The organism is Limnobacter sp. SAORIC-580, from assembly GCF_013004065.1.
In the GTDB taxonomy this organism is placed as follows: domain Bacteria; phylum Pseudomonadota; class Gammaproteobacteria; order Burkholderiales; family Burkholderiaceae_B; genus Limnobacter; species Limnobacter profundi.
On sequence record NZ_CP053084.1, the window covers coordinates 3,036,153 to 3,062,343 of the forward strand.

General features: G+C 53.0%; 25 protein-coding genes and 1 pseudogene. 12 read left to right on the forward strand and 14 right to left on the reverse strand.

Annotation, left to right across the window (positions count from 1 at the left end; genetic code table 11):
* Positions 1–72: 72 nt before the first annotated feature.
* From HKT17_RS14200 to HKT17_RS14215, 4 genes are read left to right on the forward strand one after another with little or no spacing between them, the layout of a single operon-like run.
* The gene (locus tag HKT17_RS14200) at positions 73–441 is read left to right on the forward strand and encodes a DUF4864 domain-containing protein (protein WP_205882449.1); all 369 of its coding nucleotides are present in this window, start codon (positions 73–75) and stop codon (positions 439–441) included.
* A gap of 1 nt (position 442) precedes the next feature.
* Positions 443–799 (forward strand): HesB/IscA family protein, encoded by a 357-nt coding sequence (locus tag HKT17_RS14205; protein WP_008247649.1) that lies wholly within the window; start codon positions 443–445, stop codon positions 797–799.
* A 47-nt stretch (positions 800–846) separates the two neighbouring features.
* Complete coding sequence (locus tag HKT17_RS14210) at positions 847–1,329, forward strand: helix-turn-helix domain-containing protein (protein WP_240965828.1); 483 nt, start codon at positions 847–849, stop codon at positions 1,327–1,329.
* Positions 1,330–2,052, forward strand: coding sequence for a nucleotidyl transferase AbiEii/AbiGii toxin family protein (locus tag HKT17_RS14215; RefSeq protein ID WP_171100955.1), 723 nt, complete (start codon positions 1,330–1,332; stop codon positions 2,050–2,052).
* Here HKT17_RS14215 and HKT17_RS14220 read toward each other — a convergent pair.
* Positions 2,039–2,338, reverse strand: coding sequence for a hypothetical protein (locus tag HKT17_RS14220; protein ID WP_171100957.1), 300 nt, complete (start codon positions 2,336–2,338; stop codon positions 2,039–2,041). The two genes, HKT17_RS14215 and HKT17_RS14220, sit on opposite strands and share 14 nt — an antisense overlap.
* Before the next feature lie 116 nt (positions 2,339–2,454).
* Between HKT17_RS14220 and HKT17_RS14225 the strand changes: the two genes are divergently transcribed.
* Positions 2,455–2,670: an AbrB/MazE/SpoVT family DNA-binding domain-containing protein gene (locus HKT17_RS14225; protein WP_171100959.1), complete on the forward strand. Its 216-nt coding sequence runs from the start codon at positions 2,455–2,457 to the stop codon at positions 2,668–2,670.
* A 107-nt stretch (positions 2,671–2,777) separates the two neighbouring features.
* On the opposite strand, the gene HKT17_RS14230 is transcribed toward HKT17_RS14225, so the two are convergent.
* The 8 genes and pseudogenes from HKT17_RS14230 to HKT17_RS14265 form a co-directional block, all read right to left on the reverse strand.
* Positions 2,778–3,185 (reverse strand): hypothetical protein, encoded by a 408-nt coding sequence (locus tag HKT17_RS14230; RefSeq protein WP_171100960.1) that lies wholly within the window; start codon positions 3,183–3,185, stop codon positions 2,778–2,780.
* Positions 3,186–3,192: 7 nt separating this feature from the next.
* Positions 3,193–4,272 (reverse strand): annotated as a pseudogene (locus HKT17_RS15715) (RHS repeat domain-containing protein); the annotation flags it as partial.
* Positions 4,273–4,384: 112 nt separating this feature from the next.
* A complete protein-coding gene (locus HKT17_RS14240) occupies positions 4,385–4,621 on the reverse strand; it encodes a hypothetical protein (protein WP_105027497.1) in 237 nt (78 codons plus the stop codon).
* Positions 4,621–9,648, reverse strand: a complete 5,028-nt coding sequence (locus HKT17_RS14245; RefSeq protein WP_171100962.1) for an RHS repeat-associated core domain-containing protein — start codon at positions 9,646–9,648, stop codon at positions 4,621–4,623. Before HKT17_RS14245 ends, HKT17_RS14240 begins: the two co-directional genes overlap by 1 nt.
* Before the next feature lie 124 nt (positions 9,649–9,772).
* Positions 9,773–10,054 carry a helix-turn-helix domain-containing protein gene (locus tag HKT17_RS14250; RefSeq protein ID WP_105027501.1) on the reverse strand — a complete coding sequence of 94 codons (282 nt, stop codon included), beginning with the start codon at positions 10,052–10,054 and terminating at the stop codon, positions 9,773–9,775.
* Positions 10,055–10,077: 23 nt separating this feature from the next.
* Positions 10,078–11,478 (reverse strand): aldehyde dehydrogenase family protein, encoded by a 1,401-nt coding sequence (locus HKT17_RS14255; protein ID WP_171100964.1) that lies wholly within the window; start codon positions 11,476–11,478, stop codon positions 10,078–10,080.
* Positions 11,475–13,130 (reverse strand): acetolactate synthase large subunit, encoded by a 1,656-nt coding sequence (locus HKT17_RS14260; RefSeq protein WP_171100966.1) that lies wholly within the window; start codon positions 13,128–13,130, stop codon positions 11,475–11,477. The genes HKT17_RS14255 and HKT17_RS14260 overlap by 4 nt, the downstream gene beginning before the upstream one ends.
* 96 nt (positions 13,131–13,226) lie before the next feature.
* Positions 13,227–14,780: a flavin-containing monooxygenase gene (locus HKT17_RS14265; protein ID WP_171100968.1), complete on the reverse strand. Its 1,554-nt coding sequence runs from the start codon at positions 14,778–14,780 to the stop codon at positions 13,227–13,229.
* Positions 14,781–14,944: 164 nt separating this feature from the next.
* On the opposite strand from HKT17_RS14265, the gene HKT17_RS14270 reads away from it, so the two are divergent.
* Together HKT17_RS14270 and HKT17_RS14275 are read left to right on the forward strand one after the other, a co-directional pair.
* The gene (locus tag HKT17_RS14270) at positions 14,945–15,373 is read left to right on the forward strand and encodes a DUF4149 domain-containing protein (RefSeq protein WP_171100970.1); all 429 of its coding nucleotides are present in this window, start codon (positions 14,945–14,947) and stop codon (positions 15,371–15,373) included.
* Positions 15,364–16,428 (forward strand): AraC family transcriptional regulator, encoded by a 1,065-nt coding sequence (locus HKT17_RS14275; RefSeq protein WP_171100972.1) that lies wholly within the window; start codon positions 15,364–15,366, stop codon positions 16,426–16,428. The genes HKT17_RS14270 and HKT17_RS14275 overlap by 10 nt, the downstream gene beginning before the upstream one ends.
* On the opposite strand, the gene HKT17_RS14280 is transcribed toward HKT17_RS14275, so the two are convergent.
* The gene (locus HKT17_RS14280; RefSeq protein WP_171100974.1) at positions 16,410–17,264 is read right to left on the reverse strand and encodes an alpha/beta hydrolase; all 855 of its coding nucleotides are present in this window, start codon (positions 17,262–17,264) and stop codon (positions 16,410–16,412) included. The two genes, HKT17_RS14275 and HKT17_RS14280, sit on opposite strands and share 19 nt — an antisense overlap.
* A gap of 225 nt (positions 17,265–17,489) precedes the next feature.
* Between HKT17_RS14280 and HKT17_RS14285 the strand changes: the two genes are divergently transcribed.
* A complete protein-coding gene (locus tag HKT17_RS14285; RefSeq protein WP_171100976.1) occupies positions 17,490–18,599 on the forward strand; it encodes a cytochrome D1 domain-containing protein in 1,110 nt (369 codons plus the stop codon).
* 121 nt (positions 18,600–18,720) lie between these two features.
* Entirely contained in the window at positions 18,721–19,200 is a 480-nt protein-coding gene (locus HKT17_RS14290) for a hypothetical protein (protein WP_105027512.1), read from the forward strand.
* A gap of 60 nt (positions 19,201–19,260) precedes the next feature.
* Here the strand turns inward: HKT17_RS14290 and pqqA are convergent, their stop codons facing one another.
* The 4 genes from pqqA to HKT17_RS14310 all read right to left on the reverse strand — a co-directional run bounded on the left by pqqA (position 19,261) and on the right by HKT17_RS14310 (position 22,106).
* Positions 19,261–19,335 (reverse strand): pyrroloquinoline quinone precursor peptide PqqA, encoded by a 75-nt coding sequence (pqqA, locus tag HKT17_RS15720; RefSeq protein WP_008247588.1) that lies wholly within the window; start codon positions 19,333–19,335, stop codon positions 19,261–19,263.
* A 90-nt stretch (positions 19,336–19,425) separates the two neighbouring features.
* On the reverse strand, positions 19,426–20,082 hold the full coding sequence (locus HKT17_RS14300) for a response regulator (RefSeq protein WP_171100978.1): 657 nt from the start codon (positions 20,080–20,082) through the stop codon (positions 19,426–19,428).
* Entirely contained in the window at positions 20,079–21,422 is a 1,344-nt protein-coding gene (locus HKT17_RS14305) for a sensor histidine kinase (RefSeq protein ID WP_171100980.1), read from the reverse strand. Before HKT17_RS14305 ends, HKT17_RS14300 begins: the two co-directional genes overlap by 4 nt.
* A 9-nt stretch (positions 21,423–21,431) precedes the next feature.
* Positions 21,432–22,106: a response regulator transcription factor gene (locus HKT17_RS14310; RefSeq protein WP_171100982.1), complete on the reverse strand. Its 675-nt coding sequence runs from the start codon at positions 22,104–22,106 to the stop codon at positions 21,432–21,434.
* A gap of 202 nt (positions 22,107–22,308) precedes the next feature.
* Between HKT17_RS14310 and HKT17_RS14315 the strand changes: the two genes are divergently transcribed.
* From HKT17_RS14315 to HKT17_RS14325, 3 genes are all read left to right on the forward strand, one after another.
* Entirely contained in the window at positions 22,309–22,605 is a 297-nt protein-coding gene (locus HKT17_RS14315) for a hypothetical protein (RefSeq protein ID WP_171100984.1), read from the forward strand.
* A 3-nt stretch (positions 22,606–22,608) separates the two neighbouring features.
* Positions 22,609–23,847 carry a PqqD family protein gene (locus HKT17_RS14320; RefSeq protein WP_171100985.1) on the forward strand — a complete coding sequence of 413 codons (1,239 nt, stop codon included), beginning with the start codon at positions 22,609–22,611 and terminating at the stop codon, positions 23,845–23,847.
* Positions 23,848–23,977: 130 nt separating this feature from the next.
* On the forward strand, positions 23,978–26,128 hold the full coding sequence (locus HKT17_RS14325; RefSeq protein WP_171100987.1) for a TonB-dependent siderophore receptor: 2,151 nt from the start codon (positions 23,978–23,980) through the stop codon (positions 26,126–26,128).
* Positions 26,129–26,191 lie beyond the last annotated feature (63 nt).

Genomic DNA, 26,191 nt, shown 5'->3' on the forward strand with positions numbered 1-26,191 from the left:
TTCAGACAGCGAATATGGAAGCTATGGCTGGTAATTTTTGCTGGAGTTTTAACTGCGGCCTTTACCACCAGCATGGTCCAGGCTGACGAAGCCAGCGACCGCAAAGAAACCCGAGCAGTGATTGAAGCCCAACTCGAAGCCTTTAAACAAGGCGACGGCCCCAAGGCCTTTTCCTACGCAACCCCCAATATTCAAACCATGTTTGGCGATGCCGAGACTTTCATGAAAATGGTTCGTGAAGGCTACGACGTGGTGGTGAAGCCCGTGACAGTGCGCTTCGTGAAATTCGAGACCGATGGAATGAATGCACTACACGCGGTGCAGATGATCGACCGCCAGAAAACGCTTTGGAACGTATACTACGTATTGCAAAAGCGCCCGGACGGCACCTGGAGAATTTCCAGCTGCGAGACCGAGAAAGCGGAAACCAACCTGATTTGACATGACCACTGAAGCAGCAACACCCACTTGTAACATTGCCCTGACCGACGCGGCCCAAGAGCGAATTCTGGATTTGCGGGACAATATGCACAAACCGGCCATGATTCGCCTGTATGTGCAAGGTGGCGGCTGCTCAGGTTTTGAATACAAAATCGACTTGGCCAAGGAAACGGACGAGGACGACATACTGGTGCAAATCAACCCCTACATTCACATTTATGTAGACCAGGTCAGCGCCCCCTACCTGGAAGGCACCACCATCGACTATGAAGCCCACACCTTGGCTTCACGTTTTGTGTTCAACAATCCACAGGCAAAAAGTACCTGTGGCTGTGGGTCGAGCTTTTCGGTGGAATAAGCGATAATTTGTTTCTGGTTGTATACAAAATTCTATTTTTGTATAGAATGAGAAACACTATGCCAGCCAAATTCAATTTACAAACTGCCACACCGCGAGATCAATTGCTTGCTTTGGGCAAACAATTGAAGCAATACCGCAAGGCCAACAAATTAAGTGCCGAGGCGGTGGCCACTGCCGCAGGCCTTTCACGAACTACTCTGCACCGGATTGAACTGGGGGAGCCCTCTGTAGCCGCGGGCGCCTATTGGGCTGCTGTGGCCGCACTGGGCTTAAGGTGCGGAATTGTGAGTACTTGCGATGATAGAACTGCACCGATTCCTGAAGTGATCGCTTTGGGCAACTACCCTCAATTGAAATCGCTTGCCTGGCATGTGCAGGGGGCTGAATCGATTACTCCCCGGCAAGCCTGGGATATTTATGTGCGCAACTGGCGGCATATTGATGAAACGAAAATAACTGAGGATGAACAACAGTTGATCGAGCGACTGCAGGCGAAGTTTGAACCTGGTTCGAAGGACGGTGCCTGAATGTTTAAACGCACACACCACCAGGCGATTGAACAGGTGCTTCGCTTGATGAATGCCGACTTGCTGAAAGTACACCAGTGCTACTTTGGCGGAGGTACGGCAATTGCGCTGCGACATGGGGAATACAGGGAGTCAGTGGACATCGATTTGATGGTATCTGACCTTGCCAGCTACAGGGCCTTGCGTACATTGGTACGAGAGTCTGGAAGCGTGCTGGGGCTTTTCAATGAAAACACCACTTTGATTTCGCAACTTCGAGAAGTGCGTGCAGACCAATACGGCATTCGCACTGCAATTGGACTGGGCCAACACAACATCAAATTTGAAATTGTGCTGGAAGGCCGAATAGAGTTTGAGATGCCCAAACCTACTGATGAAGTGTGCGGGGTTGCCACGCTGAGTGTTGTTGACTTGCTTGCAAGCAAATTGCTCGCGAATTCCGACCGCTGGGCGGATGAAGGTGTGTTCAATCGCGACTTGATTGACCTTGCCATGATGAAACCAGGTTTTGACGTGTTTGCAAAAGCGCTTGTCAAAGCTGAAACAGCTTACGGCCAGAGTATTCAGCAAGACCTTGATAAAGCAATTGGTAAATTACTGGACAAGCCCGACTGGCTGGAAAAATGCATGCGTGCCATGGGTATGAGTGACACTGCGCCAGCCAGTCTTGTCACAGCAATACTTTCGCTTCGCGGTGTATTGCGGAAACTCAACGGCATTTGATTTCTTCTTTGAACTCGTCGTATTTGGCCTCTCGCTTCACCTTGCATTCGCCATCGCGATATTCCTCTTTCCAGGGTGCATCGGCCACAGGCGAAAAGCCATCTTCGCACTTCACTTCTTTTTTGTATTCATAGGGCTTGGATTCAATTTTGACCAGGCACGGGCCATCCCAATACTCTTGCTTGCTGCGTTCCCAATAGCCATAGTCGCCGCCACCCCAAGCCAAGGCAGGTGCGGTGAATGCAAATGCGGTCACGGTTGCGGTTAAGGCGATGAACGGCTTCATGGGTACTACCTCGAGGTGTTTGCGGTTGAGGTAATAACGGGTGGGTCGAAGGGGGAGTTGACGGGGACTGATTGCTTTATTGGATTTGGACGTTACTTACATGTTGGGATTGACTAATGAAAAAATCACTATCGAATACATGGGGCAGTTGGTTCGAAGGCGAAAAAGTTTCTGAGGACTTTATGGAAGAAAGGGAGCAGGATATTCTCTCAGGGGAGTATTTGGAAAAATACGAATACAATTTTTCTTTGACCGATCTGGTGCAAACAGACACCAAACGGCATTCAATTTCAAATTCAAACTCCTTAGTAATATTGACTAGGAAATTCTGATTCTCCTCGAGAAAACCCGTATCAATCTCGTAAACACCGGGGACTTCACTTAATGACTTCAGCGTTTGGGTTTTCAATCCAGAATGCTCAACAAACCCTCCTAATGGCTAACGAAATTCACTAATTGAAGTGACCGCGCCACTGCCCGGGTCAAAACTTAATTGCAAATCACCGTCATTACTTGAGGCAAGAAAAATCGCTTCAGATCCTCGAAGAAATATGTCGTAGTAACAGAATTGAACATCACCTTTATTTTTCGGTAGATCAGCTATCCGATGGCCATCGGCAGACAATACATATGCTCGATTCTTCTTGATTTCGTAAGGAGCTTCGATCACAAAAATATTTGATTGAAAATTTTTAGCTACTAACCCATCTGAACACTCAAGCGAAAACTCCACTCCATTAAAACTCCAAACAACCTTTTTTGGGAGTCGCTCTCCAACGCTTAGGCCCAAGGTGTTAGCCCCCGACATGTAAGGTGCATAAATCTCTTTTAGTTCAAAATTTTCCATACTGACCTCAATTAATTGGCCTCGGTTCACCAATAGGAATCAACTTTGCTCGATCAGAATAATTCAAAATTTGCACTTGACTTCCGCCACCAGCATAAACAGTACCTTCGAAAGTTTGAGGTCCCACTGTACCTCGTTGTATCTGAACACCCTCCGGAATCAGAAACTTTTGCACAGTCCCCACCTCTGGTTTAAATTCTGGTGTCACAGCCAGCTCGTTTCTCACGTAATTTACATTTGGAATATTATCTGTGGTTGCCCACCCTCCAGGGCGGGTCTGTCCGGGCGACATCGCCATTTCTATCATCATTCCACCCTTTGGTCCTGGCTCTGATATTAGAGGTGCACCAGGCATCCAAGGTTCTGAGTTTTTGGGTGCTGGCAATGCCAGTACCTCTGTCCCCTCTTCGCCCTTCAACCCCCACGGATCCACCCAGGTCATGGGGTTCGGCGCGTACTGGTAGGCGTTCATTCCACCCAGCAAACCGATTGGGTCTTGCGTGGTGAACTGCCCGCAGTTGGGGTCGTAGTAGCGGTGCCTGTTGTAGTGTAGCCCCGTTTCTTCGTCGTAATACTGCCCTTGAAACCGCAGTGGGTTATCCACTTCGTTCACATGCGCAAGGGCCAGCGCACCGTAGGTTTTGAAGGTGCTGGACCACACAACTTCGGCTTTTGCGTTGGTGATTTCTCGCGGAGTGCCGATGTGGTCGGTGTGGTAGTGGTAGACCTGCCCGTGTTGCACCAAGGCCAGCGGTTTGAAGCTCAAAGGTTCAAACAAATAAGAGCGGCTTGGTTTGGTACTGCCATCACTGCTGGTGTTGCTCACACCCTCATTGATTTCACCCAACAGCACATCACCATTCCAGTAAAAGGTGGTGGTGCCCTGCTCAGTGCTTTTTGAAATCCGCCTGCCCAGCGCGTCGTAGGCGTAGCGGGTTATAACCCCCGCCACGTTCACTTCAACAAGCTGGTTTTGGGCGTTGTAGCGGTAGCGCGTTACCTGCCCTTGGCGTGGTCCGCGCTCAACAATTTCTTCTACGCGGTTGCCGCGATCGTCGTAATTAAAGCGCCTGTTGCCTTGGCGCTTTAACCTGTTACCCGGGGTTTGTTGTGGCGTTGGGGCCGTTAGCTTCTGGAATGACCTCGCACCAAAGTTTACTTAAGTCGTTTGTGCAAAGCGTTCAAAAGACTCAGATAAATCAAGCAACAAATCGAACACTATATTTGGACGTGTTATGACGAATGTCCTCAGCCAATATTTTCAAATATTTTTGACCCTCTGATTGATACTTCTCGATCTCCTCTTTACTCAGTTTAATCTTAGCCTCGAACATACCTACCCCCCCGCATAAAACACCAAAAAAAAGCTCTCCAGACTCATTTTCAAAAAGTCGATAAGACTCGTAATAGTCTAAAAAAATATCTTTCTCTTTCATTATGGTTTAACTCCAATCGTATTTGCCGAATAGCCGCCGATGGGGAACTGATCCACAACTATCTCTGGCATGCCTCCCTTTGTATATCCGCCCCATTTAAATAATTCATTAGCTCCACGCTCAAAACCAGACGGAAACCTAGCGTTATGCAAAAGAGGATTGTGAACATCAACTCGCATAAGTTCTTCATTCCAAGCATTTTCGGGGATACTTAGTTCCTTTTTAATAAAATCCAAGCTTCCATTGGCTTTACCTAATAACTTATCCATTGCCGATTTAGTAGTTATAAATTGACCTGTAGGATCTCCGGCCATAGGTTTGCCTGCTACGAATCGTTCATAAGCACTTTTGGGGATCAAATAGGAACCTCCACCTCTGAAGGTTTCCAAGTGTGAAACAACACCAACTCTCTTGTCTGACAACCAAGGGCTTGTTCTAGAATCTCCAGAGAATTCAGACTCATTTCCTTCCTTACAACTCAACCCCCACGGATCCACCCATGTCATGGGGTTCGGTGCGTACTGGTACGCATTCATTCCACCCAGCAAACCAATGGGGTCTTGCGTGGTGAACTGCCCGCTGTTGGGGTCGTAGTAGCGGTGCCTGTTGTAGTGTAGCCCCGTTTCTTCGTCGTAATACTGACCTTGAAACCGCAGTGGGTTATCCACCTCGTTCACATGCGCAAGGGCCAGCGCACCGTAGGTTTTGAAGGTGCTGGACCACACAACTTCGGCTTTTGCGTTGGTAATTTCTCGCGGGGTGCCGATGTGGTCGGTGTGGTAGTGGTACACATGCCCGTGTTGCACCAAGGCCAGCGGTTTGAAGCTGAAAGGTTCAAACAAATAAGAGCGGCTCGGTTTGGTACTGCCATCACTGCTGGTGTTGCTCACACCCTCATTGATTTCACTCAGCAGCACATCACCATTCCAGTAAAACGTAGTAGTGCTGATGGTGCTTTGCTGTGCACCGGGTTCGGTGGTTTTACTAATCCGCCTGCCCAGTGCGTCGTAGGCGTAGCGGGTAATAACCCCCGCCACGTTCACTTCAACAAGCTGGTTTTGGGCGTTGTAGCGGTAGCGCGTTACCTGCCCTTGGCGTGGGCCGCGCTCAACAATTTCTTCTACGCGGTTGCCGCGATCGTCGTAATTAAAGCGCCTGTTGCCTTGGCGCTTTAACCTGTTGCCCGGGGTTTGTTGTGGCCTGCGGGCATTGGGGCTAGCAGGCTCTGGCAAGGCACGGCTTGCTTGTGCATCGGTGGCCTCTTGCCCCTCCAGCGCCTCAAGCAAATTGCTTGCGGGGTCGAATAAAAATGCTTCCGGTGTGGGGCCTTCCACCACGCGCAAGCGGTCCAGCAGATCGTAGTGGTAAAGGCTGGTGCCATGGCCTTGGTCGTCAATGCGTACCAGTTGGTTGCTCTGGTTGTAGCAGTAGCGCCGGCGGGAAACGGTGGGGGAAAGTTCATCCCTTCGTTCGGTTTTAGAACCGTTTGCTCTGCGATTTACCTGCCCCACCAGCCTGCCCTGTGGGTCGTACAGGCTTTGGGTGTGAACCTGGTTGCCCAGCTTGCGCACCACTTCACGGCCCAGGGTGTCGCGCTCGAACTGCGCCAGTAGTTCACCGTTGAAGTTAATTTCGCTGAGCAAACCCAAGGCGTTGTACTGGTAGGCCAAAGCACCCGAAGGTAGCCCACCACCCATTGCGCCCCAGCTGGTTTGCTTGAGCCAGCCTGCCGGGTTGTATTGGTGATCAATTCGATGCTGGTCTTGACGCTCGGCCAGTACGCGGCCTTCGGCATCTACCTCCCATTGCAGGGTGCGGTGCGCGTTGCTGGCTTGAACCAACTGGCCTTGCGGGTTGTAAGCAAAGGTGGCTTCTTCACCATCGCTTTGCCGGGCTTTCAACAATCGGCCCAAGGCATCGCGCTTGTAGCGTGAGTAGGCCAGTGGCTGCTTGGGTATTTGATCCAGACACAGCCCGTTTGCGGCACCGTGTAACACGCCCCATTCCTGCTTTTCAAGCAGGTGGCCCACTGCGTTGTACTGGTAGGTTTGCACCCGGCCATCGAAGCCGCTTTCTTTGGTTAAGCGTTCGGCAAGGTCGTATTCAAAGTGGCAGCTTTGACCGTTTTCGTTTTGCAGTTCGATCAAATTGCGTTCGCTGTCGTAGCGGTAGCGAAGGGTAAAACCTTGTGCATCAATGCGTGCGGTGGGCTGGCTTAATTTGTCGGCATATTCGTAAACCGCGCTGCGGCCGGTGGGGTCGGTAATACGTTCAAGCTGGCCCAGTGGGCCGTAGCTGTATTCGGTGCTTAGGCCCTCGTGGTTGGTGGCGCGGGTGCATCGACCCAGTAAGTCGTAGGCGTAATAGGCACTGCGCCCCAGCGGGTTGCTTATGCCTGCCAGCCGCCCCCAGGCGTCGAATTGGTAAGTGTTGCTTTGCCCCAGTGCATTGGTTTGCGCTTGCAGCTGGCCTTGCGCGTTGTACAACATGCGCGTGCTTTGGCCCAAGGGGTTTGTTACTTCACACAACAAACCCAGGTGGTTGTAACGGTAGCGAGTGGTGGCACCTGTGGCATCGGTGTGGCTGGCCAGCAAACCTTCGGCTGTGTAAGTGTTGCTGCGCACATGGCCTTCAGCATTGATGTGCTTTAACACCTGCCCCTGTGCGTTGACTTCAAACCTGTGCAGCTGCCCAAGCTTGTTGGTGTACGCCACCAAATGGCCTTGGCTGTTGTACTGAAACTGCTCTCGGTGGCCCAGCGCATCAATGCGTTCCAACACTTGCCCATTGCTGTTGTAGGTGGTGCGTGTAACAGCGCCTTCAGGGCCCTTTTCAAGCACGGGTAGGCCTTGGGCATTGAACTGGTATTCAGTGCGTGCACCGCGGCTATCCATGGCAACGTTGGTAGCCGTGCCGTGAATATCCCATTCAAACCGGTAGTGGTAGGTGGGTTGACCACCCACAGGGTCGCCCCACTGGCGCACGCAGCGGGAGTGTTCGCCCGCCTGCTCCCATTCAAAGTAAATGTTGTAACCGCTTTTTAGCGTGCGCTGAACCAGCACATTGCGTTTGTTGTAGGCGTATTGTTCTTCAAAGCCCGCAGCATCGCTTACGGCCACAAGCTGGCCCTGTGCGTTGTAGCGGTATTGCACCAGTATCAGTTGATTCAAACCCAATTGGTTTTGTTCAAGGGCGGTGTCGGTTTCGTCTGCTGAACAACCTTTGGCCAGTTGGGCAATTTGTGCAAGCAAGCCTTGTTCGTTGTAACCCAGTACCCAACTGCTTTGGCTGCTGTAGAGGTGGGTGGGAACGCCGTGCGTGTAGTCGATAGCAAGTGCATTGCCAAAGGCGTCTTCAATGCGAACCAGCGAGAAGCGCTGTGTTTCGTTTTGCGTGGGTTCGCTGCCCTGCGCCAATTCAAGATGTTCAAAGTGCCAGGCCAAGCCCAACCCGTTGCTGGCTTGCAGACGGTAGGCTGTTTCTGCGGTGCGCGTCAGGGTTAAAAATTCACTGGTGTTGGTGCAGCGCTGGCCTACCTTCAAGGGCTTGAAGTAAACCGTGCGGCCTTCCTCGTCGATGTAGTTCAGGCTGCTTTCCAGTGCACCCGCCTGGGCTAGCAGGTGCTGGCTTAAGGGGTGCGCCCAACCGGCCCCAAGCCCTGCATTGAATCCTTGTTCTGCAAGGCTGCTGCGGTAAGTGCGCTGCCAGTTCAAGCCCACCAGGCCGGGCATTGAGCAATCGAGCAATTGCAGCAGTTCTTCACCGTTGATCATGCTGATGGGTTCACCGGCTGTTTTGGTGTCGGCCACTTTGGGTGTGTTTGCACCTTGTGTATTGCTCGCTGCCGGCTTGCCGGGCTCAGCAGGCTTTGCCGCTGCGGTGGTGGTGGTGCTGTTTTTTGAAGATCGGTTGCCAGAGGGCGCACCATCGATTGAACGCAGTTTGGAGGCCTGTGCCTTTTCAAGCGCCTTGGCGTAATTGGCCAGGTGTCTAATTGCAGCCTGGGTAAATGGGCCCACTTTGCTGGCACCGTTTGCAACCCTGGCACCCACTCGCGCTGCGCCCACGGCAAGGCTTCCGCCGAATGTGGCCAGTGCCAGCAGCACTTCAATGCCTATGGCCACCACCACCGTGGCTGCATTACGCAAGCGCCGCAGGTGGGGTACGCTTTCAGAATATCCGTCCAGAAATTCAAACAGGCCTGTGCGCAACAGGCGATCTGATCCAATCAGGTTGAACAGGCGCATGCCTTCCTTCAAGGCCGCGATCATTTCTTGCGCGGTGTTGTAGGCCGCCATGCCCGCACCCACCAGCATTTGCTGAATTTGCGCAAAGTTGGAATTGATCAGCGTCTCGAACCCAGCGCAGGTGGCCTTTACTGCATTCACAGTGAACTCAACACTGATCTTGATCAGGCTCCACAAACCTTCGATAAAGCCCATGGCTGCAGCGCCAGCGCCCTGCCCAACGGCTTTGCCTTCTTCCCACAGTTCATGAATGCGGTGTTTCACCTTGAACTCAAGGTTTTGTGCATCGTGTTCGCGCCAGCGGGCCAGCAAAATAGTGGCCATTTCAACCAGTGCTTTTCCGCGTTCGTATTCCGTGCTGCCAGCTTGGTGTGCAAGCAGTTTGGTTTCACTGGCCCAGTAAATGCTGTTGGGGTTGAGCAGGTCTTTTTGCGGGTTGGCTGTCAGCGGTATTTTTATCACCAGCAAATCGCCAGTGAATGCGGCTGTGCGTTGCCTTTCGCTGCGGCCCACGAAAAAACCATCGGCATACATATCGCCCTGCACCAGGCCAAAGTGGGTAAGCACTTTGCAATCGACGGTGTCGCCGGTGCGCGTGCGCGGAAACCCATGCAGCATCAGTTCATCGAGTTCGGTGTCGTTGATCGACTCTCTGTGCAGCGCCAACCAGGGTGACAGTTCGGTGCGTTTGTCGAAAAACGCCCAATAGTTGCCGCGAAAACGCAGCCCCAAACCAGACTTTACCGATTGACCAAAAACGGGAAGTTGAACGAAATCCATAGAAGCGGTGCTGGCGAATAACCGTGCGAAGTTACTTGCCAGCCTGGATTTCGGCGAATTGAATCAGTTTGGGTGATGTTTACCGGGTGATGGGGTGAGCACCCGGCTTTGAGCTTGCCCCTAGTTAAACGATTTTTGCGTTTCTAAAAAGCTGGTCAACAGTGAGGCGAGCCAGGCTGCTTTCATCGCGAGGATCGGTTGAGGAATACATGCTGACCTGTAGCGCATCAAGCACGGCGAACAGGCGGTTCACGCTGATCGACCCCGGGTTTTTCTCCAGAGAAGACACCGTGCGCTGATCTATACCAAGCCTCTCGCCCAATTGTTTTTGGGTAAGGCCCAATTCTCGCCTGCGCGTGCGAATCAGCACGGTGACATCACTCAGATTTACTTTTTTCAGTGCCATAGTATTTTGAATCTACTCGGTAATTACAACTTGATGACCGCCATTTTTTCCTGCGTCATGTCGTGCATGGTGTGGCCAATTCCGCCAACCCCGTACCCCGACTGCCGACGACCGGCAAATGGCATCCAATCAACACGAAACGCAGTGTGGTCATTGACCATGACCGCGGTGGCATCAATTTCACGCACACAGCGCAGGGCCACTTTCAACTTTTGGGTAAACACCGCAGCCTGGAATGCAACCGGCAGGCTATTGGCCTGCGCAATTGCATCGCTCAGCGATTCGGTACCGTATACACACACCACGGGACCAAATACTTCCTGGGTACTGACCTTGGCATCGAGGGGTGGGTTCAACAACACGGTGGGCGCATAACTTGTTTCGCCCAACTTTTGGCCACCACACAACACCTGTGCGCCGCCTGCTACGGCTTCATTTACCCACTGCTCAACGCGCTTGACTTCATTCGGGTTGACGAGTGGGCCGCATTCGGTATCGGCCAGTATGGCGTTGCCTACTTTTAGCTTCGAGGCCTTGTCAGCAATGGCTTGCGCCAAGGCGGTGGCCATGTCTTCGGGCACGTAAACCCGCTGCACGCTGACGCAAACCTGCCCGGAATGATAAAAACCACCCTTGACCAAGGCCGGGATCATGGCCTCAAGGTCGGCACAGTCGTCGACAATAACCGGGGCCACACCACCATGCTCAAGCGCACAACGCGTACCCGGCGCCAATTTGCTTTTTAGCCGCCAACCAACTGCACCTGAACCAATAAAACTGAAAAATGCCACACGGGGATCGGTCACCATTTGCTCGGCCACGTCGCTTTTGCAAGGCGCAAAGCGGCACCATTCTTCGGGCAAGCCTGCCTCGTACAGCATGTTCACAAAAGCCAGGCAACTCAGGGGGGTGGCACTGGCCGGCTTTACCAACACCGGGCAGCCCGTGGCAATGGCGGGGCCCACCTGGTGAACAATCAAGTTCAAGGGGTGATTGAACGCAGACACGGCAACCACCGGGCCAATGGGCTCGCGGGTGGTGAATGCCATGCGGCCTGAACCCGCAGCGGTCAAGTCCATCGGAATTTCTGTGCCAGTGAGGTGACCCAATTCTTTGATGCACAGTTCAACCCCGTCGATTGCGCGTGTTACCTCAACCTTGGCATCCATCAAGGGCTTGCCGCCCTCGTTGGCAATTTGAAAGGCGAGTTCATCAAACCGGCCTTGCATCAGCTGTGCCGTTTTTTTGAGAATGGCGATGCGCTGGTGCATGGGCAGCCAGTTGGCGCGGGTTTTGTGCAATTGGCTGGCGGTGTTCAACCAGGCATCGATGGTGGGCCAATCGACCAGCTTTACTTCGCCAATCGGCTTTAGATCGAAAGGGTTGACCACCTCCAAAGTGGCGTTGTTCATTGAGTTATTCATATCAAACACACCTTTGCGGCCAATTCGTCAATCAGCACACGTTTGTTTTCAGAATAGTCCACGGGCACGTCTACGATGTGCACGCCCCCGGCTTTGAAGGCCCGGTCAAAGGTGGGCACCAGTTCCGCAGCGCTTCCCACACGGTGGCCAGTTGCACCATAGGCCTCGGCGTACTTCACAAAGTCGGGGTTGCCAAACTCAAGCCCCCAATCAGCAAAGCCCGCGTGCTCTTGTTTCCAGCGGATCATGCCGTACGAGCTGTCGTTCAAAATGGTAACGACCAGGTTCAACTTCAGGCGCACAGCGGTTTCAATTTCCTGCGAGTTCATCATGAAGCCGCCGTCGCCACAAATGGCCATTACCCGGCGATCGGGGTACAACATGGCGGCCATCATGGCCGAGGGCAAACCGGCTCCCATGGTGGCCAGCGCGTTGTCCAGCAACACGGTGTTGGGTTCATAGGCTTTGTAATTGCGGGCGTACCACAATTTGTAAATGCCGTTGTCCAGCGCAATGATGTCTTTGGCGCCCATGGCACGGCGGGTTTCAGCCACCAGGCGTTGGGGAATGATGGGGAAGCGGTCGTCGTCTGCACCTTCTTTGATGTGCAATTCAATTTCTTCGCGAATGCGCTTGAAGTAGGCGAGGTCGCACACCACTTTGCCACCTATTTTTTGGGTCAGCTTTTGCACAGAGCGGGCCACATCGCCCACCACCTCACACTGCGGAAAATACACCTGGTCTACTTTGGCGGAACGGTAATTCACATGGATTACTTTCTTGCCACCATGGGCCATGAAAAACGGCGGCTTTTCAACCACATCATGGCCCACATTGACAATGAGGTCGGCACGTTCAATGGCGCAGTGCAAATAATCGCCGTCTGACAATGCCGCGGTGCCCAGAAAATGGGGAGAGCCCTCATCCACCACGCCCTTGCCCATTTGCGTGCTGAAAAACGGAATGCCGGTGGTTTCAATGAATTCTTGCAAAGCCAGCCGGGCCTGTTTGCGGTTTGCACCCGCGCCCAGCAGCACCAGCGGCATGCGGGCAGAGCGGATCATGGACACCGCTTCGTTCAGCACCACATCGTCGGCCACGGCATAGTGCCGCTCGCTGCGGGGAATGATGGCCGCGGTGGTTTGTTCAGCGGCAATGTCTTCGGGCAGCTCGAGCAACACTGCACCGGGGCGTTCTTCTTCAGCAATCCGAAATGCTTCGCGAACCAGGGCGGGAATGTTGTTGCCATGAACGATTTGCTTGCTCATTTTGCAGATGGGCGCAAACAGATTGACCACATCGATGATTTGAAATTGGCCTTGCTTGGACTTCTTGATGGGCTTTTGCCCTGTGATCATGATGAGCGGAAATGCACCCAGGTGGGCATAGGCAGCGGGCGTGGTGAAGTTGGTCGCCCCAGGGCCCAAAGTGGCCATGCACACGCCGGCACGGCCTGTAAGGCGACCATAAGTGGCGGCCATAAAACCCGCCCCCTGTTCGTGGCGGGTTAGCACCAGCTTGATGCTGCTGTTGCGCAGGCTTTCGACCATGTCCAGGTTTTCTTCGCCGGGTACAGCGAATATGTGCTTTACGCCTTCTGCTTCCAGGGCCTGAACAAAAAGATCCGATGCTTTGGTGCCTTGGGTCGACATGGTCGCTCTCCTTTTTTGGGGGAACGACCAGTGTCTGCCTGTTAGATTTCAATATCAATACCTTTATCCATTCTGGATAGTACTGAATGTGCTCGATCAGGCCGCCTTGATTGCCATCAAACCGGTGCTGATGTGGTCTGTCACTTTCGGCTTCACCGTTTTGCCATTGCTGGCCGTCAGCACATATTCTGCAGGGTTGAAACGAGCAATTCGCATGCGATATTCAGCGTTCAAGCCAGGGTACAAAGTGTTGTTGCGGCCATTGGGGCTGAGGTACCAGCTTGCGCAACCGCTTTTCCATACCGTGTGTTCGCTGCGGAAGTCCATGGTATTTACAAACTTCTGTTCCACCTCGGGCTTCACAGAAATGGCTTTCAGCTTGCGCTTTTGGCGCAACTTGATGGCCTGAATCACATAGCCAATTTGCGCTTCAGCATAAGCGATAACAGACGTGTGGCCAGGGCCAGTGAACGGGCCCACGAGGAAGTACAAGTTGGGGAAACCCGCAGTTGAAATGCCCTGGTAGGCCTCCGAGCCGTCTTTCCACTTGTCGTTCAAGCTTGCGCCGCCAATGCCTTTGGCGTCGATTGGCGAGCCAGTGTGGCGCACTTCATAGCCTGTGGCGTAAATGATCACGTCGAGTTCATGCTCTACGCCATCGGCGGTGCGAATGCCTTTTTCGGTGATGCAATCAATTGCATTGGTTTCCAAATGCACATGCTCTTTTTGCATGGTGGGGTACCAATCGGAACTGACCAACACGCGCTTGCAACCGAACTTGAAGGTGGGCGTCAGCTTTTTGCGAAGCTCAGGGTCTTTCACCTTGCGGGCCAGGTAGCTGCTGGCCATTTTCTCGGGCTGGGCCTTGAACATGTCGTACTTCAAAATCAAAAACGGTGCAGTCAGTTCGTTGAACCAGTACACACCCAGGCGGTTCATTTTCATGTTCAACGGGGTTTTGCGATTCAGTGCTTTTTCAGCTTCTTCAATGTTGCGGTCTGGGCGCGGCATGATCCAGTTGGCCGTGCGCTGAAACACCACCAGGTTTTTGACCTTGTCGGCAATGGCGGGGCCAACCTGCACGGCCGTGGCGCCAGTGCCAATCAAGCCAACACGCTTGCCTTCAAGTTCTACGGAATGGTCCCAAGCGGCGGTGTGCACCGTTTTGCCTTTGAACTTTTCGGCACCCTTGAATTCTGCAACCTTGGGTGCGCTGAACGGGCCCACTGCTGTAACCACATTGCGGGCCTGAATGGTTTTGCCATCGGCTGTGGTGATGTTCCACAAACCAGCTTGCTCGTCGAATACTGAACCAGTGATGCTGGTGTTGAATTGAATGTAGGGGTACACACCATACTTGGTGGCGCAGTGGCGCAGGTACTTGTAAATTTCGCCCTGCTTGGCGTAGCTGTTGCTCCACTCGGCCCAAGGCTCGAAGGAATAGCTGTACAGGCTGCTTTTAACATCGCAACCACAGCCGGGGTAAGTGTTGTCGCGCCAGGTGCCGCCCACATCGTGGCCTTTGTCGAAAATCTTGAAATTGGTTTCACCTGCCTTGAGCAATTGAATACCCATGCCCAGGCCTGATACGCCTGCGCCGACGATTGCAACTTCAAGAATGTTTTGTGCTTCTTTTTTTGAGCTGGCCATGTGGTGTGTCTCGTGTTGTGTTGGTTTTCGATGAGATGCAGTGTAGGGGTTTGGGTGCAACAGGCGTGAGTGTGAAAAGTGACGACTTTAGAGTCAATTTGGGCCACAAACTCACCCCACTGATGCACAATCAATGCTCGAAGTAACTTTGCAGCAGGTGATGTATGGAATGGTTTCAAGCACTGACAACCTTGGCCCTGGGTGGTTTATTCGGCGGTATTCTGGCCTTCTCGGCTTTGTTTGCTCCGCTGGTGTTCACCAAATTGCCAATGGAACAAGCGGGGCCATTCATTCGCGCCGTGTTCCCTTGGTACTACTTGTACGTGATTGTATTTGGCTTTCTCAGTGCCATTTTTGCAGGGCTTTCCGGTGGCGGCTTTTGGGTGTTGTTTCCATCGGCGTTGGTCGGCTTGGCCAGCGTGTACACACGGCAAATTCTGATGCTCCAAATCAATGAACTTCGCGACCGGGAACTGGCTGGGGACAAAGCCGCAGGCGCTGAATTCAATACCAAGCACCGGCTTAGCGTGATCATCAACAGCGTGCAACTGCTGGTCGCGGGAGCAACCCTGGTTTACTGGGCATGGAACTGAAAGACCTGCCGCAGCTTCGGCTGCTGGAACAAGCCACGGTGGCACAAGCCTACCCGCTGTTTTTCGTGAACTATGCGGTGCAACGCGGCTTTGAGGCCGATCAAATTCTGGAACACAGCGGGCTGACACTGGCTCAGTTGCAAGTGCCCAACAGCCGCATCGCCGCGGCCCAGCATGGCATCATCGTGATGAATTTGCTGGCACTGTTTCAAAGCGAACACATTGCCATCGACATGGGTTTACAAAGCAGCCTGACCAAAGCGGGCATGATCGGTTTTGGTTTGATGAGTTGTGCAACCCTGCGTGAGGCCATTGAGCTGGGTATTCGCTTTTTGCCCACCAAAGTGCCCTTCTACACCATAGACACCAGTGAAGACGAACGCACCCTGACGTGCCACGTGCGCGAAGCCATGCCGCTTGAACCCGTGCGCAAATTCGCGATTGAAAATTTTGTGATTGAAGTGTGGCGGCTGTTTGAAAGCCTGTTCAACCCCATGGGCAGCAAGCGCGAGGCCAGCGGAATTGAATTGTGGTTTGACTGGCCTGAGCCGCCTTATTATGCGAGCTATGCCAGCAGCCTGCCAAAGTGCCGTTTCAATGCGGCTGGCAATCAAATTCGAATTCCCGGCAGGTGGCTTGACCTGCCCTTGCCCACCGCCAACTCCACCACTGCACAAATGGTGATTCAGCAATGCGAGCAAGAATTGATTGCTCTGGGCCTAGGCGACAATTTAAGCGGGCGCGTGAAAAACCTGCTGATTTGCCGGGATGGCCGCTACCCGCAACTTGAAGACATGGCAGAAACCCTGCACATGTCGGTGCGTACATTAAAGCGCAAGCTACAGAATGAAGGGCGAAGCTTTACAGATTTATTGGGCGAGGTGATTCAACGCGACGCCTGCCTGTTGCTTGAGACCAGCAAGCTTAATGTAGATGAAATTGCGCAACGTGTGGGTTACCAGGACCGCGCCAATTTCACACGTGCATTCAAAAAACTGACTGGCAAAACACCCAGCGAATACAGGGAGTGGGTAAGCTACGTCGTCAAGAAATGACTGACCAAACCTTGCGCATCGGTATCGTGTGGCAGGCTGACATGGTCGGTGCCTTTCACTGTGGCCACCAGGGGCTTCACAGCGAAATGCTGCATCAAGCGCAATGAGGAATCGTGGGGTACCACCTCATCATTTTCAGCCAGCAACACAAAGGTGGGGTTGCGTACATTCGCGGCACATTCATTCGATTTGAACTTGCTGCGCAACAACAGCGACACCGGGGCCAAAGGCACTTTCTTTTTGGCAATGCTGATCAAGCTGTCGTAAGGGGTAAACAACACCAGTTTGTGCACTGGTGTGCTGGCGGCCAACTGCATGGCAACCCCTGTGCCCAGGCTGCGCCCGATGACAGAAATTTGATTGCGGTCGCACCAGGGTTGTTCGGCTACCCATTTGTAAATGGCACGTGCATCGGCCACCAAATTTTTCTCCATCGGCGTGCCTTTGGAATTGCCATATCCCCGGTAATTGAAAAACACCAGGGGCAAGTTTTTGAAGCCTTGTGCCTCGTTGAGCAACCAGCGCACGTCTTCGCTGCGGCCACCGAAATAAATGGCGCACGGTGCCTTGCTGCCTGCACCACCCATGCCAGCAGGCATGCGCACCCAACCTTCCAGTTCAATGCCGGGAGCCACTTGCAAACGCAGTTCAGTGAATTCGTGTGCGTGGTGGGTCAGCACCTCATGGTGCTTCAACGCAGGGCTGAAAATATGCCGGGTTTGGCTGAAGTACAGGTAAGTCCAGTACGCAGCAAAACCCATGGAGGCAGACAGCGCCATGCGGGGCACCAAACGCGACTCGGGGTTGCGCACTACTTTCTCTTGAACATACTTCATGGATGTACTTCTTTACAAAATAGTTACAGGTCACACTACACAGTGTATTGAAACCAAACTGTCACAAAGGTTCAAAGTGCTTGCAGAAATGGCGTTAAATCAACGTTTGGAAGGAATTGCCCACATGACCTGTCACAATGACAATTCATATTTCAGGAAATCTTCCCGGGACAAAACAGGGAAACTTCCATAGCGTTGAACGATTAGAAGGGAGAGGACAAGAACATGAAATTCAAAACAAGCGCGATTGCGTTGGGTTTGGCTGTGGCTTTGGCGGCCTGCTCCAAGAAAGAGGAAGCAGTTGCCCCGGAAGCAGCAGCCCCAGTTGAACAGGCTGCACCACAAGCAGTGGCCTACGTAACCCACCAAGACGGCCCAGTGACAATTTACTCACTGGCCGACTACACCAAGATCGGCGAAATTAACGTGGGTGAAGGTGGCCGCGGAGTAGGCTTGACCGAGGACGGCAAGCTACTGGTGGTGGCCGTAAAAGAAACCAAAGATTTGGCCATTGTAGATACCGCCACCAACCAGGTGGTACGCCGTGTGCCTGTGGGCATTAACCCCGAATTTGTGCGCGTGTTGGGTAACCTTGCATTTGTAGCTTACGAGCCTGCCTCCAAGGGCGGCCCTCCGCCAAAGCCCGGTTCAGCCGAAGCCAAAGCCATTGAAAAAGAACGTGAGGAAGGCGACGAGCTTCCCGCACAGGTGGCCATCATCGACTTGGTGAAGGGCGAAAAAGTCAAGGAAATTACGGCGGGGTTTGAGACCGAAGGCATTGAGTTTTCTGCCGATGGAAAACACATCATTGTGACCAATGAAGCCGATGAAAATGTATCGGTACATGACATTGAAACTGGCGAGAAGATCAAACAGATCGATACCGAAAGCTACGGCATTCGACCACGCGGCGTGAAACGCTCGCCCGATGGTGAGCAATTCGTGGTCACACTTGAGTACGGCAATAAAATGCTGATTCTGGACAAAAACTACAATGTGATTAACGAGGCTGCCACCGGCGAAGTGCCCTATGGCGTCACCTACACCCGCGATGGTTCCGAAATTGTGGTGGCATTGGCACGTGGTAAAGCGATTCAGGTATTTGATGCAAAAACGCTTGAGCTCAAGCGAGAAATGCCGGTGGGCGACCGTTGTTGGCACTTTAGCTTTACACCCGATGACACACAGTTGATTGTGGCCTGTGGCCGCAGCAACAACATTCTGGTTTTGGACTACGCCACTGGCAACGTGATCAAAGACATTCCCGAAGGCAATATGCCGTGGGGCGTGATGGTGTCGCCGAAGTCTGTAGGGTCACTGGACATTCCTGGTTGATACAAGCCCGAATGGGTATTTTTGATTGTTTGTACTCCTAAACGAATTTTCCGCGTTAATCAATAAAACGGTTGCCACCATGCAACACTTTGATGTGATTAACGTGGTTTAGGAGTTACCTATGAGACGCGTATTTAATGTAATCGACAGAGGCATTGCAAACAGCCCAACGAACACTGAAACCGCACCAGACAATAGTATTGAAGCCATTCAAGGCACTTGGGCGCAAGCGCTTCGCTGCGACTTTGGCCGTACTCGCGATGCCATGCTGTGTCGTTTGGCTGAAACTACACAGGAACTGGCGCACCAATACCCGAATGACGCAAAGGTTCTACTTTGGAACGGTATTGTGCTGACAGGGTACGCAAAATCACTGGGAGGACTGTGTGCGCTGCAGTTTCAGGCTCACGCAAAAGCTTCACTTGAACGTGCAATTGCATTGGCACCAAACGATGGGGCAGCCTACCTTTACCTGGGCCTGCTGTACGATCACTCCCCAGCAGCCCCTTACGGCTTTGGCGATGAAAACATTGCCAGGTCGCTGCTTGAGCAAGGTTTGAAACTGACCTTGAATTCAGCCGAGCAACTGCGCCGCGCATAAAAAAAGGAAAGCCAACTCTGCTTGGCCTTCCTTTTTTATTGCTGCAACAACCGAAAAAAATTAACGGTTTGCAATGTACATGGTGATTTCAAAACCAAAACGCATGTCTACAAATTGTGGGGTGGTCCAGCTCATGTCTATTTCTCCAAAGTGTTGTAAAAATCAGCAAATGCCTTTGCCGTTGAAATAAGCTTATCCCTACTTCTTCAGGAATTTTGCCCGACTTCACTGCGTAATTGAAGGACTAGTCAGCCCCCAAGCAATCGCAAGCTTGGTGAGTTCAATGTCATTGCTCACCTGCAGCTTCTTTTTGATTTGATAGTGAATGTTGTGAATGGTTTTTGCACTTAAAAAAAGTAGCTCGCCGATTTGCTCGGCCGACTGACCAGCTACCAGCAAACACAGCACTTCGAACTCGCGGCTGCTCAATTCATCAAGCCCGCCCCGGTTGTCGCGCAAGCGGGAAAGTGCCATCAAACGCGACAAGTCAGCACTCATGAAAGTGCGGCCCGCCAACACTTCGCCAATGGCGCGCAACAGCACTTCGGGCCGGCTGCTTTTGGTGACATAACCTTTTGCGCCAGCGTCCATGCACGCACGCGCCAGTTCGATTGAGTTGTGCATGGTAAACATCAGAAATTTCACCTCAGGCCAACGCCCCAACACCCGCTGAACAAGGTTCAAGCCCACCGGCTCTGGCATGCTGATGTCGCAAATCACCAGCGCAGGCAAGTCTTTCTGGCAAGCGGCATAAGCCTCCTGCGCGTTTTCAGCCTCACGCACCTGCTTGAAACCACCTTGTGTTTCCAACAAATGCCGATAACCGGCGCGCACCACGGCGTGGTCATCCACCAGCAAAATACTGAGGTCAGCGTTGTTCATGAAGTACCTTTTTGTTGAAAACGGGCAGACACCACAAACCGGTTTTCTTCAACCTGGGCTTTGAATACACCACCATGCACCCTCACCCTTTCAGCCAGCAAGTTCAAGCCCATGCCGCCCGATGGCACCTGCGTTTCAACCGGTTGGGGCAAGCAATTTTCCACACACAGTTCAAGCACACCGGCCTGCAATCCCAAGCCCACATTCACGGGCGCCCCCGGCGCTGCGTGCCGCCGCACATTGGCCAGGCACTCTTCCACGGTACGGTAAACACACAGGGCGCGGTCTTGGTCCAAACTATTCAAGGCGGCAGGTTCTAGACTCAGGTTCACTGTCCAGCCGCTGCCCGCATTAATTTCCCAGCGGGTACACAGGTCTTGAATGGCCATGCCAAGATCAGCCCCTTCCAACACAGGCGGGCACTTGTTCACCAACACCGCCCGCATACGCTCGAACGCGCCCTCAATTTGCAGCTCGATTTCTTCCAGCTTTTCTTGCACCTCTGTATCGCCACCTTTCAGTTGCGCGCGCAGCTGGGCGCAATTCACCGCGATCAGGCTCAGGGACTGACCCAAATCTGCGTGCACCAAGTGGGCCAACTCCCGCCGTTCATCTTCCTGCACATTGAGCAGCTTCATCATCAGGTTTCGGCGGGTTTGGGTAAGCCGCCACAAACGCTCGTTCAAGCGGTTTACCCCTTGCGCAATACGACCAAACTCCCGTGGCTGCACATCGGGAAGTTGCGCGGGCGGCGGGCTGTCCTCGGAAATGGCAATCGAATCGATTTTTTCGACCAAGGTTGCGGCCGGCTGCAAGGCGCGACCAATAACCACATAGGTTAAGGCGGCCAGGCTGGCCACGATCAGGGTGCTAAGCAACAGCAAGTCGCGCAGCGTATTCCAGAATTTGGCCAGCACCAATTGCGGATCGGCAGTGATGGTCAATTCGCCAAACGGTTGACCCCACAGGCCAACGGGGCGCGGCTGCGCTTCAATTTGTACACCCAACAGGCGCATCAACTGGGCCTCGACAGGATGGCGTACCAGCTGCTCACAACCCTCTTGCCGCACCTGTCCGTTCCAGCCCTCGTAACGTATGCAATAAGGTGCCAACAACAAACCGTACTGGCTACCCACCAGCACAGGCGAGCCCTCGATTTCGGGATTAATTTGCCGCTTGTACATGGAGTACTCCACCATCTCGTGCAAGCGCGTGGCATCGCTGGCCAAGGCATCATCTACCTCATTGGCTGTGCGCAGCACCACATAGGCGGAAATTAACACCCAGCACAACAGGCCCAGGGTGATCATCCGCACCAGCAAATAGCGTTTCAGGTTCATTCAAACAGTTTAATCGGCGTTTGGCTGCAAGTGCGCCAGCGCGGCCTCCCCATGCAGGCGGGCCGCCAGCTTTCTCGCAACCGAATAATTGCTTACCGCCTCGCCACGGTTTTGAACACCCAGCCGCCCAAAGGCTTCCTTGATGTGGGCATTCACCGTGTCGGGACTCATGCCCAGTATCTTTGCAATTTCCTTGCCTGTTCTACCAAGGGACACCTGTTCCATCACCTGTGCCTGTTTGATGGTCAAAGGCTTGGGGCTACCGGGCATTTGAATCAGGCTTTGAAACTCGTTCCGTTGTGAAATTGAATTCAGGTTGACTGAATCACGTTTCAGGAAAGCTTGAACCTGAACCATTAATTCTTTGTAATGCTGGCTTTTGGAGAGCAGCAGCGCACCCGAATTGGCCACCTGCCTTTCAATTTTCGCATCGCCCAGAGCGGTAAAAAAAATGCGAAGTGAGCTGGAAAAACGTTGTGACACCATATCGATTACCTCAGCAGGTTTGCTGTTGGGCAACACCAGGTCGGAGACCACCAGGTCTACATCCGCTGGCTCAATTTGCTGAAGCTGCTCAACAGAATCAACCACCCGAGCAGTTAAGCCCGGCACGACAGCAGCAATAATTTCCTCAACGACCATGGCCGAGGTCGGATGGTCTTCCAGTATCAATAAGTTCTTCAAACCCTTTTCCCCAAAAGTGTGGTTGTCGCTTGGCGTTTTCAAATAATTTTTTTATGAATAGTTAGTGCGATTATCAATTGAAATGTTTAGTTATGTAAAGAATGCAAACAGGCTTACAACTCTGTCAGCACTTTTTGAATAGCTGCGTTTCAAGTGAATGGGCGCAATTCTCGAGGCGACCACAATTGACAGGGGAAGTAAAATGTCACACACAGACGATGAGAAATTAAAAGCAAGAAGGGCCATGCTGGCCAAAGTGGGTTTGGCCGTGGGTGCGTTGTATGCCGCGCCTGCCATGGTGGGCTTGGCCACGGCACAGGCGGGTAGCCGTTCCAGGCCCAGCCGAAAGTCGCGCCCATCCCGGTATGACCATTACCACACACGCTATGGCCGGGGCTACCGTTTTTCCCGGCCCTCACGCCCAAGCAGATATTCACGATATTCCCGCTACTCGCGTTATTCCCGGGTAAGCCGCCCCTGGATTTATATTCGCTTCTAGACAATGAACGCAGTACCACAACAAAGCCCCGCCTGCCTGTTGCTGAGGTTCGAAGGCACGGCAGGTGAAGTGTGCGTGCCCAACGAGCCAGCATTGCTCCAGGGCCTCACACAGCTTGTTCCAAGCTGGAAATACACCTGCACACCAACACATGGCAAAGCCTGTGACATGCCACACAACTGCATTACGAGGATTAACAACAGCCAGAACACCCCCTACACTTTTGACATTGAATCTGTTTATCTGGACGAGCCATTGCTTGGCTTGCCCGCCGCCAGTGCACTGTGCGCACTGCTGGCCGATGTGCTTGAAACCCACATTGAGGAAAGTCCAAACCCGATTGCCCTGCATGCCGGGGCTTTTGCAATCGGGGGTCGGCTTATTGCGGTTACAGGCCCGCGACGGGCAGGCAAAAGCACGCTGATTGCAAGACTTTGCGCCGAACCAGACCTGCAAATTTTCTGTGACGATGTATTGCCCATCAGCCCTCAGGGGGAGGGTGTGGCGCTGGGTGTAGCACCACGTTTGCGCCTGCCCCTGCCCGCCAAGGCGAGCATGCATTTCAAGCAGTTTGCCAGGCAACACATGGGGCCACACGACAGCCGCTACGGTTACCTGTGTGCCAGCAACGTGGCACTGCACGGCGTGCGCCTGCCGCTTGGCGCAATCGTGGTACTGGACCGGCAAACCGACACCCCGGCATGCCTTCACACCGTGAACGAAGACGATGCCCTGTTTTACACACTTGAACAGAATATGGGGCAGTTCAACTCGCCCGGCGAAGCCTTGGCAACAACGCAAGCACTTCTGGGCAAAATTACTTGCGTTCGACTGGTGTACGGCAACCTGGAGGAAGCCGTGCAACTGCTTCGAAAAGCTTTTGATGGCAAAGAGGCCATTAATCCTGATCTTCAGGTGAAGCCTGCACAGGGTTGGGTGCCGCCAACCCCCGAGACCCATACGCTTGCAGACACGGGCCGCGTATTCAAACGAGCACCTACCGCAGCCTTGCGCCGCATCGGTCAGTCCGCCTTCCTATGGCAAGCTGGCGAACACACCCTTTGGCGCCTGAACACCGAGGGGCAAGCCGTGTGGGCGCTGCTTGAAATGGCGGGCAACGCCAGGGAGCTGGCCGAAGCATTGGCCGAGGTATTTGTAGAAGTGCCACAAAAACAACTTGAGCACGATGTCCTGAAGATGCTTGGCAAAATGTGGGCTGAAGGTTTTTTGATCGAGCAATAAAGCGGCAAACTCGGGTAGTGACATATTTTCAAGCGAACCACTATTTCAATTTAATTGATAATGATTCGCATTATTGTTACTATTAATAAATCTTTATTCCGATCACTCAAACATCCCCCAGAACCTTGCCATGCAAAAACCCCAGCAACCCTATGCCCTGTTACACCTACTCATCGTCGCTGCCCTCAGTGGGCACACAGCTGCCTTCGCCAACACAACTTCCCCGGCCGGACAAACATTGCCCGAAGTGAAAGTGGTAGAACAAACCCCAGCCCAGGAAAATCCTGCCGGCCCTTTTGAGGGCTATGCTGCCAGCCGCAGTGCCACTGCAACAAAAACCAATACAGCAATCGCTGAGACAGCCCAAGCCATTTCAGTGATTGGTCGCGATCAACTCGAAGATCAAAACGCAAACGATTTGGGCCAGGCATTGCGCTACACGCCCGGTATTCAGGGCGAGCCATTTGGAGTGGAACCCCGTTTCACCTTTTTCAGAATTCGTGGCTTTGATGCGTCCACAACAGGGCTGTTTCGCGATGGCCTTAAACTCAGCAATCCCGGGTTTTCAATCAGCTATGGCCTGGAGCCCTTTGGTGCTGAGCGAATTGAAGTGCTACGCGGCCCCTCCTCCGTGCTGTACGGGCAGGCCAGCCCTGGCGGTTTGGTTAATTTTGTGACGCGCCGGCCTAGCCAGGAAACACACCGTGAATTTGGCATTGAAGTGGGCAGCTTTGACAGAAAACAAGCCACTTTGGACATTGGCGGTGCGCTTGAAAGCAATGATGAATTCAGCTATCGCCTGACCGGTTTATTGCGAAACAGCGACACACAGGTGGATTTTGTGCACGACGACAGAATTTACATTGCGCCAGCGATCACCTGGAAACCCAATTCTGACACCAGCTTAACGCTACTCACCCACTACCAGAAAGACGACACCATTTCTTCACAGGCCTTGCCTGCTGCAGGTACGCTTCTGCCCAATCCAAACGGACCAATTCCACGCAACCGCTTTTCGGGCGAACCCGGTGTGGACAAATACGAAAGGGAGGAATTTTCTGTTACCTCGCTTTTGGAACACAAGCTCAACGACTCCGTCACACTTCGACAGAACACGCGTTACTACCAAACCGATCTGAACGATGTGGTGGTGTTCAGCAACTCACTTCAGGCTGACCAACGCACAGTGGACCGTGCTTACTTCAGCAGCTTTGGCAATTTGGCTTCCCTGACCCTGGACAATCAGTTGGAATACCGCTTTTCCCTGGGGGCTGCAAAGCACACCTTGCTGAGCGGTGTCGATTTCCAGAATGTCGAGCTTGATTCCATACAAGCCTTTGGCGCAGCCCCTTCGCTTGACATCTACAACCCAGTCTACGGATCGCCGGTCAATATTCCCGCGCCGTTCAGAAATGACAGCACTGAGCAGCAACAGTTGGGTTTTTACCTGCAAGACGAAATTCGCTACGAGCAATGGATAGCCACCCTGGCGGGCCGCTATGACGAAGCAAAAAACAAGGTTAACGATCTACTAATGAATAGGCAAAGCAGGCAAGACGACAGCGCCACAACCGGGCGCGCAAGCTTGATGTACCAATTCGTCAACGGTGTGTCGCCATACCTTAGTTACACCGAGTCTTTCCTGCCGGCTTTGGGCACCGATGCGAACGGGCGGAATTTTGATCCCGAAACCGGTCAGCAATTCGAGGTGGGGGTCAAGTTTCAACCCAACGCTGCCAGCCAGTTCAATGTGGCCTTGTTCGACTTGACTCGCGAAAACTTCCTGACCACAAACCCAAACACATTTGCTCAAGAGCAAACGGGCGAAGCCCGATCCAAGGGCATTGAACTTGAGGCACTGACGGCAATTACCGACCAACTCAACCTGATCGCGAGCTACACCTACACCGACGTTGAAATTACGCGCTCAACCGACCCAGCGGAATTGAATCGCCGCCCGGTTCAAACACCAGAGCATTTGGCCTCATTGTGGGCTGATTACACCTTGCGTGGCGATGTGCTGAATGGCGTCGGTATTGGCCTGGGCGCACGCTACCTGGGTTCTACCTTTGCAGACGCCAGCAATACCTTGAAGGTACCCAATGCAACAGTGTTTGATGCAAGCATTCACTATGACTGGAAACAGGCCCGTTTTTCCCTGAATATTCAAAACCTGTTCGACCGCGAGTACGAACCCAGCGCCTACATTCGCGGGGGAACGCCGTTCACGGTTGCAGCACAAGAGCGGACCGTTCAGGCGCAAGTCAGTTATCGCTGGTGATTCCAAGGAACTTTTCCGGGTGATTAGCACTCTTTCGCAGGGAGTGCTAAAATTAACTGGAAA